The sequence below is a fragment of the Planotetraspora phitsanulokensis genome, assembly GCF_016863295.1.
GTDB lineage: Bacteria > Actinomycetota > Actinomycetes > Streptosporangiales > Streptosporangiaceae > Planotetraspora > Planotetraspora phitsanulokensis.
In genome coordinates this window covers 226,245-244,146 of the sequence record NZ_BOOP01000004.1, presented here as the reverse complement: position 1 = coordinate 244,146, position 17,902 = coordinate 226,245, and the positions used below count along the sequence as shown (strand labels likewise).

The window sequence follows — 17,902 nt, the reverse complement described above, 5'->3', positions numbered from 1 at the left end:
CGCGGCCCGGCGCGATGCGCTGACCAGCCAGTCCGTCGTTCACTCCAGGTGCGCGCGGATGCGGCCGGCCACTTCGGCGATCTGCTCGGGCGTCTGGGAGATGACTCCGTTCTCGGTCATCAGCGCGTAGTACTGCTGCCGACCGTACGGGACGTCCGGCGGCAGCGGCGCGACGTGCCAGTGCAGGTGGGCGTTGCCCTGGCGGCTGCCGAGCGACAGCAGGTAGGTGCGCTCGGTGGGGACGCTCGCCTCGACCGCGAGGGCGACGCGGCGGACCAGCGCCATCAACGCCAGGTAGTCGCCCTCGTCGAGATCGCGGACGGCGTGTTCGATGTGCGCCTTGGGCGCGACCAGGGTTTTGCCCACCACCGTGGGATGGCGGTCGAGGAAGGCGATGTGCCGGTCGTCTTCGAAGACCACCTCGTGCCGGTAGCCGGGGGCGCCGTCGACGAGGGAGCAGACGAAGCACGGGCCCTGGCGGGCGCGCAACTCGTAGCCGGTCACGTCGAACGGCACTCGCCGATCAGAAACCGAATCGTTCATGACCTTTCGACCTCCCGGGTGTCGTACGGCGGGCCGCGGTGTCCGTGCTGAGCGAGACGGCCGGGGCGTGCCGCTGGTGGAGCTGGGCGAGGCGATCCTGGAGCTTGGCGTGACGGAACTGGTATACCGGACCCGCCTGGCGGAGCAGGCCCATTCGGTGGGCGTCCTCGAGGAAGTTCATGAGCCGCCGCGGCGTCCGGCCGCGCAGGCGCAGCATCGACACGGCGACGATGTAGATGGAGCTGGCGCCGGTGAACCCGAAGGTGAGCGTGAAGACCACTCCGCCCGCGACGCCGAAGGCGACCCCGGCCTCGACCCCCCGCAGCAGTCCGGAGAACCCGTTCACCAGCGTTCCGGCGATTCCGAAGGCGAGTCCGAGCGCCAGCCCGAAGGTCAGCGACCGTCCGTACACCAGTTGGAGGTCGCGCCGCAGCGTGATCAGCGGCGCCTGCGGCCGGTCGCTCGTCAGCGGGGTCGTCACCCACCGGTTGAGCCCCAGGGTGAGACCCCCCACGGTGCCGACGACCAGGCCGAAGAGGACGAAGTCGCCGGCCGCCGAGCTGATCCCGGCGACGCGCCACAACGCGAAGGCGGCGAGCATGCCCACGGGGAGCACGAGGGCCAGCCCCAGCGTGAGCTGCCCGGCGAGCCGCTGAAGGTGCCCGCCCAGCCGCAGGTTCGCGTAGGCCGGCTCGAGTGTCGAGCCCTTCAGCCGCTCCAGGATGAACCCGCCGGTGAGGCCGCCGACCAGCCCGCCGACGGGGCCTCCCGCGAGGCCGAACAGGAGCGCGTTCCACAGGCTGCCCTCGTGCGGGCTCCTCAGGGCGACGATGGCGTCGCTGGTCAGCCCGACCGTCAGGCCCACCGTGAGTCCCACGGTCACGCCGCCGACCAGCGTGCTCCAGCGGCGGGACACGGCGCGGTGCAGGTGCCACCAGCGGAAGTCCCGGGTGCCGGTCGCGGACATGTGGTGGGCGACGAAGGCCAGCCAGCGCCTGGCGTCCTCGGGGTTCCACGCGCGGTGCGGCCGGAACGGATGGTCGTGGTCGTGGGGGTCGGCGGGGTCGTGCTCCGTCGGGGTCGCCGCGAAGGTGGCCTGAACGAGGTTGTCGAGAAGGTGGTCGGTGACGGATGCCGCCGTCGGAAAGCGCGCGGGGTCGCACAACGGGGCGGGGTCCGTGTGGGTCTCGATGTAGACCTTGCACAACAACCACAACGACAGGGGCGTGGACAGAGCGCCGGCGACCGGCCCGTCCGGATCGCTCTTGATGGTGGACAGCAGGCCGGTCCACGCGGCCGCCTGACGGGGCGCCAGGCGGTTGCGGACGTACGCGATCACGTCGGCGTTCTTGACGGGCCGCGGCTCGATGACCGCCCCGCCGGCGAGCACGTCTCCGCCGGGAAGACTGACGGCGGTCAGATACTCCGACGTGCGGCAGGTGAGGATCACCGCCTCGGTGGTCGGGGCCGCGTTCAGCGCGGCGATCACCCGGGGCTGGATCCGGACGGGCAGTTCGTCGAGACCGTCGAGGACCGGCAGGATGCGGCGGTGCGCGACGAGTCCGCGCGCGGCGTCGGGCCCGAAGTCGGGGGCCCGCAGCGCCGAGTAGTTCTCCCGCAGCCGACGGACGAGCCACCTGTGCACGGACTCGGCCTCCGGGTCCCAGCCCGACATCGACAGCAGCACGGGCACGGGGTCGCCGGGCTGGGGGTCCTCCAGGAGTTCCCTGAGCAGCAACACGGCCAAAGTGGTCTTGCCCATCCCCGGCTCGCCCAGGATCACCAGGCGCCGCCGCGCGAGCTTGCGGAAGCGTCCCGCCATCTCGGGCATCCGGTCGGTGCGCCCGTCGAACCGCACGCGGCCGAGGCCGAACCACGAGCGGAGGAACCTCGGCCGGTCGATCCGGTCGTCCTGGTCCATGACGTCGAGACCGGAGATGCGCCAGCGGACCGGCAGCGGCGACGGCTCGTCGAGCTCCCGGATGAGGATCTCCTCGCGCCACTGCGCGCGCACGAGGACCCGCAGCGCCTGCTCGGCCCGGTCGACCTGGTCGGGGGTGCTGGTACTGCCGGGCCGCCGCTCCCGCCAGGTGCCGACCACCGGGGGGATGAGCGCCAGCACGCCGAGGGCGACGCTGGCGAGTTGTGCCCAGTTGGCGGCCTTGTCCGACTCGGACAGCTCGGCCAGGGCGTAACTGATCCCGAGGATGACCGCCACGGCCCCGACCGGGATCGCGACGCGTCGCCACCCGGGCAGGCCTCTCATTCCCACATGGTGACAGCGTTGATGATGGACGGAGGAATTTGTCCGCATTAGGACAGCGGGCTCGGTGCCGGATCCAGGCGACCTGGGATCGCGTCGTCCTGTCGACCATCCGGGCCGGCCGCTGTGCCCTGGATGGATGCGTGTCAGGCCCGGTCGAGGATGAGGTCCGCGGCATGCCAGGCCATCGCCATGATGGGCCCGTTCAGGTTGCCTGACACCATCGTCGGCAACACCGAGCAGTCCACCACTCGGAGAGCGTCGACGCCTCTCACCCGCAACCGGGAGTCGACCACGTGGTCGTCGTCCGGCCCCATGGCGCACGTCCCGATCGCGTGGTAACCGCAGTAGCCTCCGTCGAGCGCGGCGTCGATGACGTCCTCGTCCGACTGGACCTCCAGGCCCGGGAACGTCTCGTGCATGAGCCTCGAGGCGATCGGTTCCTGGGCGAAGAACTCGCGCATCCGGTGGAAGAGGTCGACGCCCACCCGACGGTCGTGGTCGGAACCGAAGTAGCCGGGATCGACCCGCAGCGGAGCGTCCGGATCGGCCGACGTGATGGTCACGCTGCCCTCCGAGGTCGGGCGGAGCACTTCGGCGACGACCGACACTCCGGGCTCCTTCTCGACGGTGACCGTCTCACCCGCCTTGTACGTCGAGACCGACCACGGTCCCATGAGCAACTGGGCATCCGGGCGGTCGAGTTCCGGGCGGGACTTGAGGAAGGCGATCACGTCGTACGCGGGGGCGGCGAGCGGGCCCTTCCGGTTCAACAGGTACTTCAGCGCGGTCACGCCCTGCTTGGCCGGCGTGGAGAGCAGCCGGTTGTAGCCGAGGTTCTCCTTGAGACGGAACTTCAGCGCGAGGCATCGGTGCTCACGCATGTGCGCGCCCACTGCCGCCCGTTCCAGGCGGAGTTCGACCCCGGCTGCGCGCAACACGTCGGACGGCCCGATTCCGGATGACTGCAGCAGTTTGGGCGTGGCGAGGCTGCCGAGGGACAGGACGACCTCTCTGCGGGCCAGGTAGTCCACCATGCCGCCCCTGGAATCGCGAGCCCGGACACCGATGACCTTGTCGCCTTCGAACAGCAGCTCCGTCACGAGGGTGCCCGTCACGACGGTGAGATTGCTCCTGCCGCGGACGGGGTGCAGGAACGCCCTGGCCGCGCTGAATCTCCGTCCGTCCTTGATGGTCGCCATCGCGTGACCGATGCGCTCGCCGTCGGACTCGTTGACGTCCGCCATGGCGGTCAGGCCGAGTGCCGCGCCGGCTTCGATCATCTCGTCGCAGAGCGGATCCGGATCGCGGGGGAGGGACACGTGCAACGGCCCGCCCGCGCCGCGGGTCTCCGTCGCGCCCAGCGCGTTGTCCTCGATGGCACGAAAGATCGGCAGGATGGTGTCCCAGCCCCATCCCGGATTGCCCAGCCGTACGAGTTCGTCGTAATCGGCCCGCTGACCCCGGTTGTACACCATTCCGTTGATCGAGCTGGACCCGCCGAGGACCCTCCCGCGAGGCCAGATCTCGGATTGCGCGCTCGGGCCGAACGGACGCGTCGGGTAGTGCCAGACCTTGGCCGGGTCGTCGAAGAGTTTTCCGAACCCCTTCGGAATCCCGTAGAGCGGGTTGCGGTCGGACCCGCCCGCCTCGATCAGCAGCACCTGGACCTTCGGGTCCTCCGACAACCGGTTGGCCAGGACGCATCCGGCCGACCCCGCCCCGACGATCACGTAATCGATCACCTGAATGGATATATCGATGTCCGTATATATCAGTCAATGGGTCTAGTCCGTCGTGATCGCGCCGGTCGCGATGCCTGCAGACGGCTCCCTCGCCGATGACCTCCGAGTCGCTAGCCGAAGAAGCGGAGCAATGTTTCACCCACCACCTGTGGGTCTCCGTCGTTTTCCGTACCGGAGTGCCCGAGCTTGGGGAAGGTGACGCGTTCGGCGTGCGGCAGAACGCGGTGGAGTTCGTCCAGGATGCGTGCGAAGTAGGCCGGACTGTTCGCGCCGCCCAGGAGGAGCACCGGCGTGTCAAGCGCCGCGTAGTCCTTCGCCGTTCCGGTCATCTCCTCGATCAACCTCAGGTCGAGATGCATCGTGGGGATCAGTTCGGCGACGGGCACCTCGTGGGCAGGGCCTCCGCGCTGAAGCCGCATGGCCGTCGTCATGAGCGGAACGAGCACGAACCGCGGGATGCGGCCGAAGACCGGTTCGACGTCCAAGCCCTTCAAGGCGGTGACCAGAGCGGACGCGGGTTTGCCCGCGGCGATCTCGCGATCGAAGCGCGGCACCCAGCTCACCGGCACCGAGCCGTCGACGTCCAAGGGCGGCTCATACACCGCGACCCGAGCGATCGACGGGATTTCCAGGGCCGTGCGCAGGGCGACGAGCGCGCCCGAGCTGAGCCCGAAGATCCGCGAGGCGTCGCTCGCCGCGGCCAGTGCCTGCACGTCTTCGACCTCGCGGGCGATGCGGTAGTCGGCGCCATGCGGACCGCTCACGCCGCGACCGCGCCGGTCGGGCAGATAGACGGTGTACCGGCTCGACAGGACGTCGGCGAGCCTCATCAGGTGCTGCGCGGCCAGCATGCCGCCATGCAGGAGGATCACCGCAGGACCACTGCCCAGCTGGCGGTAACCGATGACCGTCCCGTCGGCGGACGTCACCGAGCCTGTCTTGTAACCGCTCACGACCGTGCCCCCTCAGAAATATGCGAACGGTGTTCGCTGATTCCAGTCGGACGGTAGCTTAATGCGCACACTGTTCGCAATAATGCCGAGGAAGGCGACGGCACCTGGTGAGTACGACGAACGGCGATGCGAACTCGGCGCCGGGCCGACCTCGCTCTACCGGTAGGTATGCGCCCGTCTGGCAGCGGCGCTCAGGTCGTCGGCCAAGGCGGCAAGCAGGATGCGCGACCGCCCGGGGAGACGCGACCTAACCGCAGTGGGACCAGCTGCTCTTCCAGCTGGCCGAGCCGTACCCGCCGCCCCAGATCACGCACGTGCCCGGGGCCGACAACCGAATCGGGCCCGCGTAGGCGGTGTAGCTTCCCGAGTCGCTGCCGGTGGAACCGCCCTGAACCTGCAGAACGGCACTCATCTTGATCTTCTGTGTGATGACGTACTTCGACATCGTCACCACACAGTTCTTCCCCGACCCGCTGCTGTAGAGCAGGTAGATCGTGGCGCCGTTCAGGGCGTGCGAGTCGATGACCTTGTATCCGGACCCGCACACCTGAGTCGCCGTGTACGGGTTCGGCTTGGGCGGTGTCGTGGCGGGGGCGGAACTCGGCACGGGTGCCGACGGGGTGGGTGACGAAGGCGGCGATGCGGGGTCCGTCTGTCGCGGTGCGGTGCTCGCGGGAGTGGGCCGGGAAGTCGACGTCGCGGGCGGGGGAGCGGAGGCGCCGGCCGCGTTCGGGCCCTTGGTCGCGGAGGTCTTGTCCGGCGAGCTCCCGCCAGCCTGTCCGTTGGCCTGTCCGCCGGCCTGCCCGCCTGAAGGCCGGCTGTCCGCGGCCTGACCGTCGTCCTGGGCCTGGTCGCCGCCGGGCTCGGCCACGGCTTGCGCCTGCGGCGTGATGGCGGTGGATCCGCCGGGCACGTCGGACGACCTCGTGAGCGCCAGGGTGCCGGCGACCAGGGCGGCACAGGCGACCACCGCCGAGACCGTCAGCGTGACAGCTCGTCGCGGCTTGCCTTTGCCCGCGTGCGTCTGGTCGGCGACGTGTCCGTCGTTCCCGATATGAACGCCATTCCCGTTCCCGGGACTTCCGCTGCCGCTCCTGCGGTCGACTGTTTGATCGCTGCGTGGGGTGAGGGTGTTCCAGTGACTCTCGCTGCTCCGCGGATCGCCTGTGCTCGATCCGGCCGGTTGCTGCCCCATCAGGTAGGCCAGCACGTCCTCGGCCGAGGGGCGGCGGGCGGGATCCTTGGACAGGCATGCGGCGACCACGTCACGCAGCGGTGCGTCCAGGGCGGTGAGATCGGGCTGCTCGTTGAGGATGCGCTGGATCACCGCGGGGATGGTGTCCGAACCGAAGGCGGGAGTCCCGGTGGCGGCGAACACCATGGTGATGCCCCAGGCGAACATGTCCGCCGCGGGCGTCACGTTCGCGCCGTGGACTTGCTCGGGGGCCAGGTAGGAGGGCGTGCCGAGGGTGTCTCCGGTGGCCGTCGTGCCGGGTGTGTCCAGCGCCTTGGCGATGCCGAAGTCGATGACGACGGGGCCCTCCGGGCCCATCAGCACGTTGGCCGGCTTGAAGTCGCGGTGCAGGACACCCGCCCGGTGGATCGCGGCCAGAGCGGTCACCGTGCTGATCGCCAGGCGGTCGAGCGAGGCTCCTCGCCGCGGCCCTTCACGCTGCACGAGTTCGCGCAGCGACGGCCCCGGAACGTACTCGCTGACGATGTAGGGCTGGTTGCCCTCGAGGTCGGCGTGCAGGACGGGCGCGGTGCAGAACCGGGCGACCCGCTGGGCGACCGAGACCTCGCGCAGGAACCTGGCGCGCGCCTCGGGATCGCCGGAGAGCCGGGCGTGCAGCAGCTTGACCGCGACCTGATCGCCCGATGGCGATCGCCCGAGGTAGACCGCGCCCTGTGCGCCTTCTCCGATGCGCGCCACGATTTCGTAGACGCCCAGGCGGCGCGGGTCATCGACCGTGAGTGCCAGCGCCACACCGACTCCCCGATAGCGGATTTAGCACGACATGTGAGGCAGAACAGTATCAGTGAGGTGATGGATGCGTAGATCGCCGGGAGTGGAGGCCGGAGTCGCCACGTCTGGTTCGGCACATTTTCCTCGGCGCAGGTCTCGCGCTATTAGGAAATTCCCCTCAAATGGGAACAATTCGGAATGTCGATGCGACGCATTCAGTTGTCGCTTGCTTTAGTCATCCGACCGGCTCATCCCCGAGTTCGAGATGGCGTCCGCCCGAACGACGAACAGGGGACGCTCAGTGATGACCCCCGTCCGACAGTCAGCCCCTCAGACGCAGCCCATCCGCGAAGTCGACGCGTGCGAGATCGCTGCGCGAGCCGCCGACAGCGGCCGTGCCTCTCTGATGCGCGGACAGACGCCGCGAGTTCGGTGGTCTTGACCTGGTTTGACTCACTTAGAGCCTTATTGCCGGATCGCACTACACTCCTGTGATCCCGTCATCCGGCCCGCATCAGCGCTCCCAGCTGCTGCGGGCGCCTGACGCCGTTCACGGGAGGATTGACATGATTGATCTGCGCAGCGACACCGTTACCCGTCCGAGTCAGGCGATGCTGGCGTCGATGGCGGCGGCCGAAGTGGGTGACGACGTCTGGGGCGACGACCCCACCGTCCTGCGCCTGCAGGCGGCCGTGGCGGAGCGCGCAGGCAAGGAAGCCGGTCTGTTCTTCCCGAGCGGCACGCAGAGCAACCTCGCCGCGTTGATGGCGCATTGCGGACGCGGCGACGAATACATCGTGGGCCAGTCGGCGCACACGTACAGGAACGAAGGCGGCGGCGCGGCCGTGCTCGGCAGCATTCAGCCGCAGCCGATTACGAACGCCACGGACGGTTCCCTGCCGCTCGATGAGATCGCCGCCGCGATCAAGCCGATCGACGATCACTTCGCCCGCACGCGCCTGCTCGCACTCGAGAACACGATCGGCGGAAAGGTGCTGCCGGCCGGGTATGTCGCCGAAGCGGTCGCGCTGGCGAACAGCCGCGGTCTCGTGACGCACCTCGATGGCGCGCGCGTCTGCAACGCGGCCGTCGCGTCGGGGCAGTCGATCGCCGCGCTCTGCGCACCATTCGATTCGGTCTCGATCTGCTTCTCGAAGGGCCTGGGAGCGCCTGTCGGTTCGGTGCTGGTCGGCAGCGCCGACCTGATCGAGAGCGCGCGCCGCTGGCGCAAGATGCTGGGCGGCGGCATGCGGCAGTCCGGAGTGCTCGCGGCGGCGTGCCTGTACGCCCTGGAACACAACGTCGATCGCCTCGCGGAAGACCACGAGAACGCCGAGTATCTCGCGCGTGGGCTCGCTGACATCGATGAGGTTGAGGTGCAGTCGCACGCGACCAACATGGTGTTCGCGCGGTTTCCGCAGGAGCACTGCGCGGCGCTCGAAGCATCGCTGAAGGAGCAGGGCATTCTCACGCAGATGCTGTACGCGTCACGCTTCGTCACGCACATGGACCTCACGCGCGAGGACATCGATACGTTCGTGTCGGCGGTGAAGTCGTATTTCGCTGAATAGGCGCTGGAACGATGCGGCGAAGGCTGGGTGAGTGCCCGACGGGTGCCGATCGCCTGGGCACCTCGAGCTCCTCCAAGCCCCGGTGGTCATAAGTCGATGAGCTCGAGGGTTACGGTCGCGATGTCACCCGCGTCGAGGGCCTCGGCTGTGCGGACAGCACGTTTGATGGGCAGCACGTAGCTGCCATGCGCGCTGTCCGGGAAGATCGAGGTCTTCCATGTGCTACCGCCGACCGTGACCCGCACTCGCAGCGAACCGAAGCCGCGACGCGGCCCGCCTGCCAGGTCACGGATCTCCTCGGATGCCTCGGTAGGCAGGCTGACGAAGGTCCACGTGTCGGCGCGCCGGGCATCCCATATCCACAGCTCGGCGTCGAAAATGACCACCACGAGTTCATCATGACACTGGGTTCCGACAGTCCTGGGTGGTCCGTGGTGTGTGCACCGAGCGCTCCCTCTCGACGCTCGGAGCACCGGCCGAACGCTGCCGGCCGCCGGTCAGCCGACTGTCACCGATGCCCTGACTGAGTACAGCTAGCCGTTCCTGCCGTTCGAACGAATGACGAGGCCTCCCCGGCAGCCATCGGGGAGGCCTCGATCACGACGTCAACCCGACATCCCGGGGGTGATGACCGGCGCATGCCTCGACGGAGCGGGCGGGTAGACGGCCTTCGATTCGGCCTCCGTGTTCTGCTTCTGCAATGGATTGGCCTTGTTGTCGGACTTCTGGAACGGCGTTATGAGCAGGGTGAAGTCGCGCATCAGGGTCTGGCGCTGGTGCTGGCGCTGACGTTCGTGCTGCCGCTCGTGGTTGCGGTTCCAGTTGCGGTTGTGATTGCGGTGTCCACGGCCCCACCCGTTACCACAGCCGCCGCAGCCGCCCATGACGGTGCCGGCGTTCGCGGCGCCAGCGGTCATGGCGATGTCGAGGGCGATGGCTCCACCGGTCAGCGAAGTGCTGATGGCGAGAACGCCGACGAGGCTCCTGAAGTTGGGCATTTAATTTCCTCCTAAAACGTTTACCCAATTGCTTTGATAGTTCCTAGGTAATCAGGCATATGCGCTTGTGGAGACCCTTTTCGGGCCATCCATCTGTCGTCTTGCTTTCCGTGGCGACCGCGCGTCAAACGACGTTCGGGCGCTTTTGCGCGCCGGTTGTCGTTTTATTGATGATGTTGACCAAATGGCGAGCATATTGCTCAGAACTGTCATTTATATCTGATTTGCCCGCTGCCCGGCGCTGCCCGGCGCAGGGCGCGTCAGAGGTGTCCCGGCCCCGACGTTCGCTTACTGGCCGAACGGCGGCGACCTCACACAGATGCCCAAAAGCGCAGCTCTTCGCACCAAGACCCACGGTCTGGTCGCGGTCTCCTGGCCTACGCCGGATTGGCGCCGCATGTCCTCCTGCGATTCCCGTGGAGATGGTCACTAGATAAACCGGTTTGGTGATGAATGTCGCTCTTGGCCTCTTTCTCCAGAATGAATCGCCTTTGGAGTGGAATGTTGTTGGCTTGACGCAGTACCACAACAAAGAAGGACGTCCTCGACGGTGGCGTCCCCTCTGGACGTCGTCTCTGCGGTCACGCAAGATCGCCCTAGACTGGCGACTTATGGACTGGACGGAGAGAATCACCGATCTCAGGCGATGGACGCGTAATGGCGAGCGGGCCCCGCACAAGCCGTTGTTGCTGCTCTACGCCCTCGGCCGGTTCCAGCGCCGAGGTGGCGAGCCGATCCCGTTCAGTGCGGCTGAGGCGGATCTGAAACGCCTGCTCAAGGAATTCGGCCCGCCACGGGAGACCAGCCCCGGGTATCCGTTTCACCATCTGACCAGCGACGGCGTTTGGCTGGTTGAGACCGAGAACGGCCCGGGAAGCCCCGGTTCGGAGCTTGGTCGTCTCAGGGAGAGCAAGGCGTCGGGGCGCCTCCATCCGGACCTGGTGAAGGCACTGTCGGATGATTCTCGGTTGGTGGCGAGACTTGCCAGGGTTCTCCTCGACGCGAACTTCGAGCCTTCCTTACATGCGGACATCTGCATCTCGGCCGGCCTGGAACTGGAAAGCCTCGAGCTTGGGCATCCAAGTCAAGAAGCCCTCCCGGGCGATGATCAACCCCGCCGTGATCCGGCATTCCGCGAGCAGATCCTCATGGCCTACGACTACTGCTGTGCGTTCTGCGAGTACGACGGCTGGTTGGACGGGACCGTGGTCGGCTTGGACGCCGCACATGTCCGCTGGTGGGCCTTCGAAGGACCGGACGAGGTGGCCAACGGGCTGTGCCTGTGCGTTCTCCATCACAAGCTGTTCGACAAGGGTGTCTTCGGTCTTACCTCTGAGCGGACGATCAGAGTGTCCGCCAAGTTCGTCGGGAGAACCGCCTCGGCGAGGAGCATGGTGTTGTCCCTGGGAGGCCGCCGGGTTCGTGAGCCCCGGCCCGGGCTCGACGGCGTCGAGCCGACACACATCGAGTGGCACAGCCGACAGGTCTTCCGCGCACCCGCCCGAGTCTCGATCACAGGAGCCGTCTGACCGCGTTGGACCGGTTCGCTCTCTCCTGTACCGCACCCCTGTCGTTCCCGGAAGACGGCCGGCCTGTCGTGCTCATTCGCAGTGCTGCTTCTGAGATGTACTTCAGCGGCGAGTGACACTTCCTGCCAGGTTCTAGCGTGAACATGCGAGCAGTGCGCGGCGCAACTCGACCGCGGTTTGGAAGGCGCCCTTCGGGTTCTCGCGGAGTGTTTCGTCGATGACCTCGGCGAGGGGCGCCGGGACGTTCCGCTCGCGTCGTCGAATCGGCACCGGCTCGGCCTGCAGGATGACCTGCCAGGGGTCCTTGCCGCGCGGGAAGTCCCGGGGGTACGCGCCGGTCAGTGCGTGGTAGAGGCACGCGGCGAGCGCCCACACGTCCACGGCCGGTGTGACGTCACGAAAGTTGATCACTTGCCGGCGGGGCATGTACAGGGGCTTGCCGGCGGTCGCGCCGGTTCTGGTGAGGCCGCTGAGGCCCGCCTGGTCGAAGGCCTTGGCGAGGCCGAAGTCGCCCACCTTGGCCACCAGCGAGCCGTTGGTCGCGTCCAGCAGAATGTTGTGCGGGGTCAGGTCGCGGTGGACGACGTTCTCGCTGTGTGCGTGTGCCAGGCCGTCCAGGGCCTGGCAGGCGAGTCGTACGGCGTCGGCGGCTTCGAGCCGGCCACCCCGACGAGCTAGGAGCCGGTCCAGGCTGCCTCCGGCGCAGTATTCGGTGGTGAAGTAGAACGTGCCGTTGGCGAAACCGGTGTCGTAGAGCACGGCGATGTTGGGGTGCCGCAGCGCCCTGGTGAGTTCCACCTCGCGGAAGAACCGCGCGCGGGCGGTCGGGCTCGCCGCGACCCTGGGCAGCATCACCTTCAGCGCCACCTCCTGGCCGGTGTGTTCGTGGCGGGCGAGATGCACCACGCCCATCCCGCCGCGGCCGAGCTCCCTCAGCAGCGTGTACCCGGCGATCGGGGTGAGTTCGCGGTGCCCGCTGCGCGCGAGGCCCACCAGGAGTTCGGCCATGGCGCCCGGCTCGGCCTGGCAGGCGGCGCAGACGTATTCGCCGGACCGGCCGCCGAGTTCGCTGCCCACCTCCTGGCCGCATTTCGCGCACCGGGCCAGCGACAGGGTGTGTTGTCCGGCCGGGAGCCGGATCGCCACCCGGAAAACCGTCTCGCCGAGCCGGATCTCGTCTCCGTCGGTCAGGTCGTGTTCCGGAAAGGAGATCGCCGCGCCCTCCGCCGGCGTCTGGTGTGCCTCCCGTTGGCCGATCTTCTCGCCGTTGACGAACGTGCCGTTGAGGCTGCCGAAGTCGCGGATGCGTACGTCGGGCGGGTTGATGTCGAGCAGACAGTGGTGCCGGGAGACGGTGCGGTGGTACTCGTCGCCCGGCAGTCGCGGTGCGCAGTCGTCGGCACGGCCGAGAATGCAGGTGGTCCGCTCGTCGAAAACGTACTCGGTGCGGTCGAGCCGCCCCTTGACGAGCCGCAACGTGACGGTGGCCGTCATCGAGCCGTACCTCCTGGCTGAAGGGTGGGGGTGCAGACCAGTTCGCTGCCGGCGGCCTCGACTCGGATCGAGCTCAGCGCCACGAGCAGATGCCCCGGCCCGATTTCGGACGCCCGGACGGACCGCGCCTCGATCCGGGCGACGCCGAGAGCGAGCGCCGCGCTGTCGGTGTATCCGGTCATCGGGTCGCGGAGCCGCCCCGGTCGGCGGTCATGCTGTCGAGTCGGGTTCGCACCCCGTCGGCGCGCAGCCAGCCATAGCCGGCGTCCTCGAGCCGGCCCGTCAGGGCGTCGAGATCCTCGTCCGTCCACTGTGGACCGTGCCGTCGCAGGAACCCCTCGAGGTACGGCGCCGCGCCGTCGTCCCAGTCGGCCGCGTCCCGGGCGGCGAGCTCCCAGTCGAGCTCCCACAGGCGCAGGCTGCCGCCCGTCGAGGTCAGCACGAAGCGGCCGTCGGGCGTCAGCGCGAGACAGCTCATCCCCTGCTCGTGGCCGTCGAGGGCCCGTACGCGTTGTCCACTGCGGAGGTCCCAGACCGTTGTGTGCGACCAGTAGTGGCCGGACACCGCGAACCTTCCGTCAGCGGTCATCCTGACGGTGTGGAACCCGTTCGACTCCGGCAGGTCGAGCGTGCGCACGACATCCCCGGTCGTGATGTTCCACAACTGGATGCCGTTGTCGTCGCCGGCCAGTGCGAAACGCCCGTCGGCGCTGAGCGAGATCGAGCGTATATTGCGCGCGAGCAGGCCACGCTCGACCCCACGGAGACGGTGCAGGGGCTGGGCGTCCGTCAGGTTCCACACTTCCGCGTTGCCGCCCTTGGCCATCACGACGAGACGTCCGTCGTCGCCGACGCACATGTCGTCGACTCCCCAGGCACCCTTCCCCAGTTCCCGGGTCAGGGCGCCGGTTTCCAGGTCCCAGTACCGGATCAGGCCGTCCTGGCCGCCGACCACGGCCTGCCTGCCGTCCGCGCTGAACCGCACCGGCGCCGAGTGGTACATCGCCCCCTTCGCGCGGTTCAGCACGTGCAGACACGCGCCTGTGCCGACATCCCACAGCCGCACCGTGCGGTCCCGGCTCGACGACAGGACCAATCGTCCGTCGGCGCTCAGACGGACCGACTCCACCATCTCCTCGTGTCCCTCGAGAACCCTCAGGCGGCTGTTTGTGATCAGGTCCCACAGCTGAACCGTCCCGTCGCGGCCGCCGGACACGGCGATGCGGCCGTTGGGGGTCAGGTCGACCGCGGTCAGCTCATCGGTCTGCAAGGCCCGCGACGACCAGGCCGCCCGCAGTCCCGTCCGGACGGAGTGGCGGCCCAATGTCCACCAGGCGGACATGACGCGCGGCTCCCGCTCGTACCCGGTGACCGCGCGTGCCTGCCGAAGTCGTTCGAGCGCCGCGGGGAAACGGCCGTCCGCCGTCGCCCGCTCCGCCTCGGCGACCAGCTCGTCCACCCGGCCGCCCAGCCGGCTCAGCTCGACGTGCGGGCGCGGCCGGCTCAGCAGCGGGGCGCCGCGGTACGCGCCGGGCAGTTCCCATCGCCGAACCGTCCTGTCCTGGCCGACCGAGAGTCCGAACCGGGCGTCCGCGTCCAGCCGGACCACGGTGGTACCACCCTGATGTGCGCGGAAGGTCCGCAGGCATCGGCCGCGGTCCAGTTCCCATAATCGGATGGCATCGGAGTACTCGGTGCCGGACAGCAGGAACCGCGCGTCGGCGCTGAAGGACAGGGCGTCGGCCGTGATACCGCCCGTCAGGACGTGCACGCAGCGGCCATCGCGGAGATCCCAGACGCGGATCGCCCCCTGGCGGCAATCGGTGGCCGCGAAACGGCCGTCGGCGCTGAGAGACAGGGCGGTCACCGCCGACTCGTGTCCGGGCAGCTCCAGCAGGCACCGGCCGTCGGCCAGATCCCACAGCCGCACAACCCGTTTCCGGGAGCGTCCGGGCTTCTCCCCGCTGACGGAGAGCGCCAGGCGTCCGTCGGCACTCACCTCCACCAACCGGTCGGTCGCGGCCTCGTCGAGCGTCCGCAGCTGTCCACTGTGGACATCCCAGACCCGGAACCCGCCGTCCAGGCCCGAGTAGAGGGCGAAACGCCCATCGAGGGTGAGCCGGACCGCGGTGACGCCGAGGCGCGAGCCGCCGTCGCCGGCCCATGACGGAGGGTTGGGGCTGGCGTACAGGCGGCGGCCCTTGGGAGAGCCCCCGAACCGGCCCCTGGCCAGCTTCCAGAACATCACGGTTTCGTCTTCAGAGACGGAGACGGCGAAGCGCCCGTCCGGGGTGAGGTCCACCGCGTGCACGGTCGTGCGGTGTCCCTTGAGCGTCCACACGAGCTGCCCACTGTGGACGTCCCAGATGCGGACCACCCCGTCCCAGCCGCCGGCCGCCATGAACCGGCCATCGGGAGTGAGGGCGAGCGCGGTCCGTTCAGCGTGCCTGCCGACGTCCCAGAGATCGCGCGGGCGCAGCGGCCAGGGAACCGGCCATTCGCGGGTGCGGCGGGCGTCGATGATCTCACCGGACCGGATCACGCGCAGGGCGGCGAGCACCTCCGGCTCGTCCGGCCGCTCCTGGGCCAGTTCGTCGAGAAACCTGCGAGCCGTGCTGAGGTCACCGCGTTCCAGGTGGAGTTGGGCGAGCGCATACCGCACCTCCCAGGGGTCGCCGGTGTCCGCGCGGGCCGCCTCGATCTCGGCGACGAGGGCGTCGTCGGTGACGGCGCCGCGACGCCACAGGGCCTGCCCGGAGTTGTACATGGCGCGCACGTTCTGCGGATCGGCTGCCAACGCCCGCTCGAAGGCCTGATCGGCCTCGGATCGCCGCTCGAGGTCGAGCAGCGACACCGCCCGGTTGTTGAGCTCGCCGGTGAGCAGGTCGGCCGTCACGGGAGCCGGGCGCGGATACGCGTCGCCGGTGACTTCCCGGTAGATGTCGATCAGCTCGGAGGCGACGTCGGCCATGGAGTTCGGCCGGTCGGCGGGGTCGTGGCTCAGGCAGCGCTCGAGCAGGTCGCCGAGCACCGGCGGGATGACGACGGCACCGGCCACGTCGCCGGCGCGATAGCCGGTCAGCGCGGCACCCGCGGCGGGCCCGGCCATCCACGTCGCCTCGCCGATGCACATCTCCAGCACCGACACCGCGAAGCTGTAGACATCGGTGCGCCGCCCCATCGATTCGCCGGCCGCCTGCTCGGGAGAGGCGTACCGCGGAGTCATGCCATCGCCGCCGGGTACCAGAATGCTGGCGCCGGGCGGCGCGTCGGGGCTGACCGTGGCGGCCAGGTCCCGCGCCCGAGCCAGGCCGAAGTCGGTGATCTTCGCGACGACCGCGCCGTCCTCGGCGTCGAGCAGCACGTTGGCGGGCTTGACATCCCGGTGCACCAAGCCGCGGCCGTGGGCGTGGTCGAGTCCCCACGCGGTCTGGATCGCGATGTCCAGGATCCGGGCCAGTGCCTGGGGTGGGTCGCCGTCATACAGCCGCCGGTCGTCGATCCACTCATGCAGGCTGCCGCCCGGGACGTACTCGGCGAACACCCGGGGCACGCCGTCGAGCACGCGGACGTAGTAGCAGTTGCACACGTGCGGATGCAGCCCGAGCGAGACCCACGTCTCCGCCTCGTCGACGAACCGTCGCTGATCCTCCGCGGTGCGGAACAGGTCCGGCCGCGGGCTTTTCACCGCGAGGTCGATGTCCCACCCCAGGTGCCGGACCCGGTACACCACGCCCATCCCGCCGTGCTCGTGCACCCGGGTCACCTCGTACCGGCCGTCGACCACCTCGCCGACCCGCCACGTCAACGTGATCTCACTCATGGTTCTCATCGGGGTCCTCGCCGAGCAGGTGCAGATCCGCCGGCATCAGCGTGGCGCTGCGCAGCAGCGCCTGAATCAGGTTGTGGTTCAGCGTGTTGCCCACCGGTTCGCCGACCCCGTCCTCGCGCCGGATGCCCGGTATCGGATCGGAGCCCTCCGCCAGCCGCTCGCGCACCGCGCCGACGATGTGCGCCGCGGTCTTCGGCGTCCACTGTCTGCCGTCCGGCAGCCGGTTGAGGTCGTCGGCCACCTGGTTCCACGACACGGGTTGCGGATAGCGTTCCTGGCGCAGGTATCGCTGGGCGAGCGCGGTCAGCACCAGCCGCTCCACCAGGCTCAGCTCGTAGACATCCGGTGCCTTGGTCCGGTTGTGCTGATCGCCGTCGGCATCGGTGGCCGGTGAACCGACGACGTGGATCTCCAGCAGATGCGACCGGCGCTTGGCGGAACCGATGAGCAACGGGGTGTAACCGGGTTCGATCAGCAGTTCGTGGCCGGACAACAACAGCGCTCCGCCCGGCAGTTGAATCGGCAGCTTGCCTTTGTTGCGGACCCACCATTCCCGGCCGTCACACACCAGCACACCCTGTAGCCGGCTGACATACGGATCGCCGACGCCGACCGGCACGTGGACGTCGTCCTCGCCGCGACCGAAATGAAGGGTGAACTTCCGGGGCGGCACCGCGAACCCGTTGGAGGCGGCCAGTGCGAAAATCGTGCCCGGCGGTGCCGGCGGCACCCCACCCGCCAGGCTGCGCATGGAACTCGGCAATACCTGCGGCACGAATTCTCTGATCGTCACCTCGCGCTCCCTCCTGTCCTGCGGGACGATCGCACGCTACCGCTTCCAGTTCGGGACCGGTCCCGGTCGCCGGCTGGCCAATGCCCTCCCGAAATGTTTTGTGGTGTGGAGTCGTCGTTCTCGGATCGAGAAATGGTTTTCCGGCAACCAGCGAAAAGGGGAGTCGTCTACCGGGCGAGAATTAGAATGGGATACTCGGCCGAATGTTTCGTCTC

13 protein-coding genes are annotated in these 17,902 nt (G+C 68.6%); 2 read left to right on the top strand and 11 right to left on the bottom strand.

Translation table 11 applies throughout. From position 1 onward, the window contains the following. Positions 1 to 39: 39 nt before the first annotated feature. From Pph01_RS06805 to Pph01_RS06785, 5 genes are all read right to left on the bottom strand, one after another. Entirely contained in the window at positions 40 to 516 is a 477-nt protein-coding gene (locus Pph01_RS06805; protein ID WP_239116487.1) for an HIT family protein, read from the bottom strand. A gap of 7 nt (positions 517 to 523) precedes the next feature. Beyond that, positions 524 to 2,809, bottom strand: a complete 2,286-nt coding sequence (locus tag Pph01_RS06800) for an NACHT domain-containing protein (protein ID WP_204072091.1) — start codon at positions 2,807 to 2,809, stop codon at positions 524 to 526. Between the two features lie 143 nt (positions 2,810 to 2,952). After that, complete coding sequence (locus Pph01_RS06795) at positions 2,953 to 4,551, bottom strand: GMC family oxidoreductase (protein WP_204072090.1); 1,599 nt, start codon at positions 4,549 to 4,551, stop codon at positions 2,953 to 2,955. Positions 4,552 to 4,661: 110 nt separating this feature from the next. Beyond that, positions 4,662 to 5,504, bottom strand: a complete 843-nt coding sequence (locus Pph01_RS06790) for an alpha/beta fold hydrolase (protein ID WP_204072089.1) — start codon at positions 5,502 to 5,504, stop codon at positions 4,662 to 4,664. 247 nt (positions 5,505 to 5,751) lie between these two features. Then, positions 5,752 to 7,491, bottom strand: coding sequence for a serine/threonine-protein kinase (locus tag Pph01_RS06785; RefSeq protein WP_204072088.1), 1,740 nt, complete (start codon positions 7,489 to 7,491; stop codon positions 5,752 to 5,754). A 545-nt stretch (positions 7,492 to 8,036) separates the two neighbouring features. Between Pph01_RS06785 and ltaE the strand changes: the two genes are divergently transcribed. Beyond that, a complete protein-coding gene (gene ltaE, locus Pph01_RS06780) occupies positions 8,037 to 9,041 on the top strand; it encodes a low-specificity L-threonine aldolase (RefSeq protein ID WP_204072087.1) in 1,005 nt (334 codons plus the stop codon). An 86-nt stretch (positions 9,042 to 9,127) separates the two neighbouring features. On the opposite strand, the gene Pph01_RS06775 is transcribed toward ltaE, so the two are convergent. Then, entirely contained in the window at positions 9,128 to 9,430 is a 303-nt protein-coding gene (locus Pph01_RS06775; RefSeq protein WP_204072086.1) for a DUF1905 domain-containing protein, read from the bottom strand. Positions 9,431 to 9,646: 216 nt separating this feature from the next. Then, the gene (locus Pph01_RS06770) at positions 9,647 to 10,039 is read right to left on the bottom strand and encodes a hypothetical protein (protein WP_204072085.1); all 393 of its coding nucleotides are present in this window, start codon (positions 10,037 to 10,039) and stop codon (positions 9,647 to 9,649) included. Positions 10,040 to 10,650: 611 nt separating this feature from the next. Between Pph01_RS06770 and Pph01_RS06765 the strand changes: the two genes are divergently transcribed. Then, positions 10,651 to 11,568: a phosphorothioated DNA-binding restriction endonuclease gene (locus Pph01_RS06765; RefSeq protein WP_204072084.1), complete on the top strand. Its 918-nt coding sequence runs from the start codon at positions 10,651 to 10,653 to the stop codon at positions 11,566 to 11,568. Positions 11,569 to 11,700: 132 nt separating this feature from the next. Here Pph01_RS06765 and Pph01_RS06760 read toward each other — a convergent pair whose 3' ends face one another. From Pph01_RS06760 to Pph01_RS06745, 4 genes are read right to left on the bottom strand one after another with little or no spacing between them, the layout of a single operon-like run. After that, positions 11,701 to 13,062: a protein kinase domain-containing protein gene (locus Pph01_RS06760; RefSeq protein ID WP_204072083.1), complete on the bottom strand. Its 1,362-nt coding sequence runs from the start codon at positions 13,060 to 13,062 to the stop codon at positions 11,701 to 11,703. After that, complete coding sequence (locus Pph01_RS06755) at positions 13,059 to 13,244, bottom strand: hypothetical protein (RefSeq protein WP_204072082.1); 186 nt, start codon at positions 13,242 to 13,244, stop codon at positions 13,059 to 13,061. The genes Pph01_RS06760 and Pph01_RS06755 overlap by 4 nt, the downstream gene beginning before the upstream one ends. Then, the gene (locus Pph01_RS06750; protein ID WP_204072081.1) at positions 13,241 to 16,885 is read right to left on the bottom strand and encodes a protein kinase domain-containing protein; all 3,645 of its coding nucleotides are present in this window, start codon (positions 16,883 to 16,885) and stop codon (positions 13,241 to 13,243) included. Before Pph01_RS06750 ends, Pph01_RS06755 begins: the two co-directional genes overlap by 4 nt. Further along, entirely contained in the window at positions 16,878 to 17,687 is an 810-nt protein-coding gene (locus tag Pph01_RS06745) for an FHA domain-containing protein (protein WP_204072080.1), read from the bottom strand. The genes Pph01_RS06750 and Pph01_RS06745 overlap by 8 nt, the downstream gene beginning before the upstream one ends. Positions 17,688 to 17,902 lie beyond the last annotated feature (215 nt).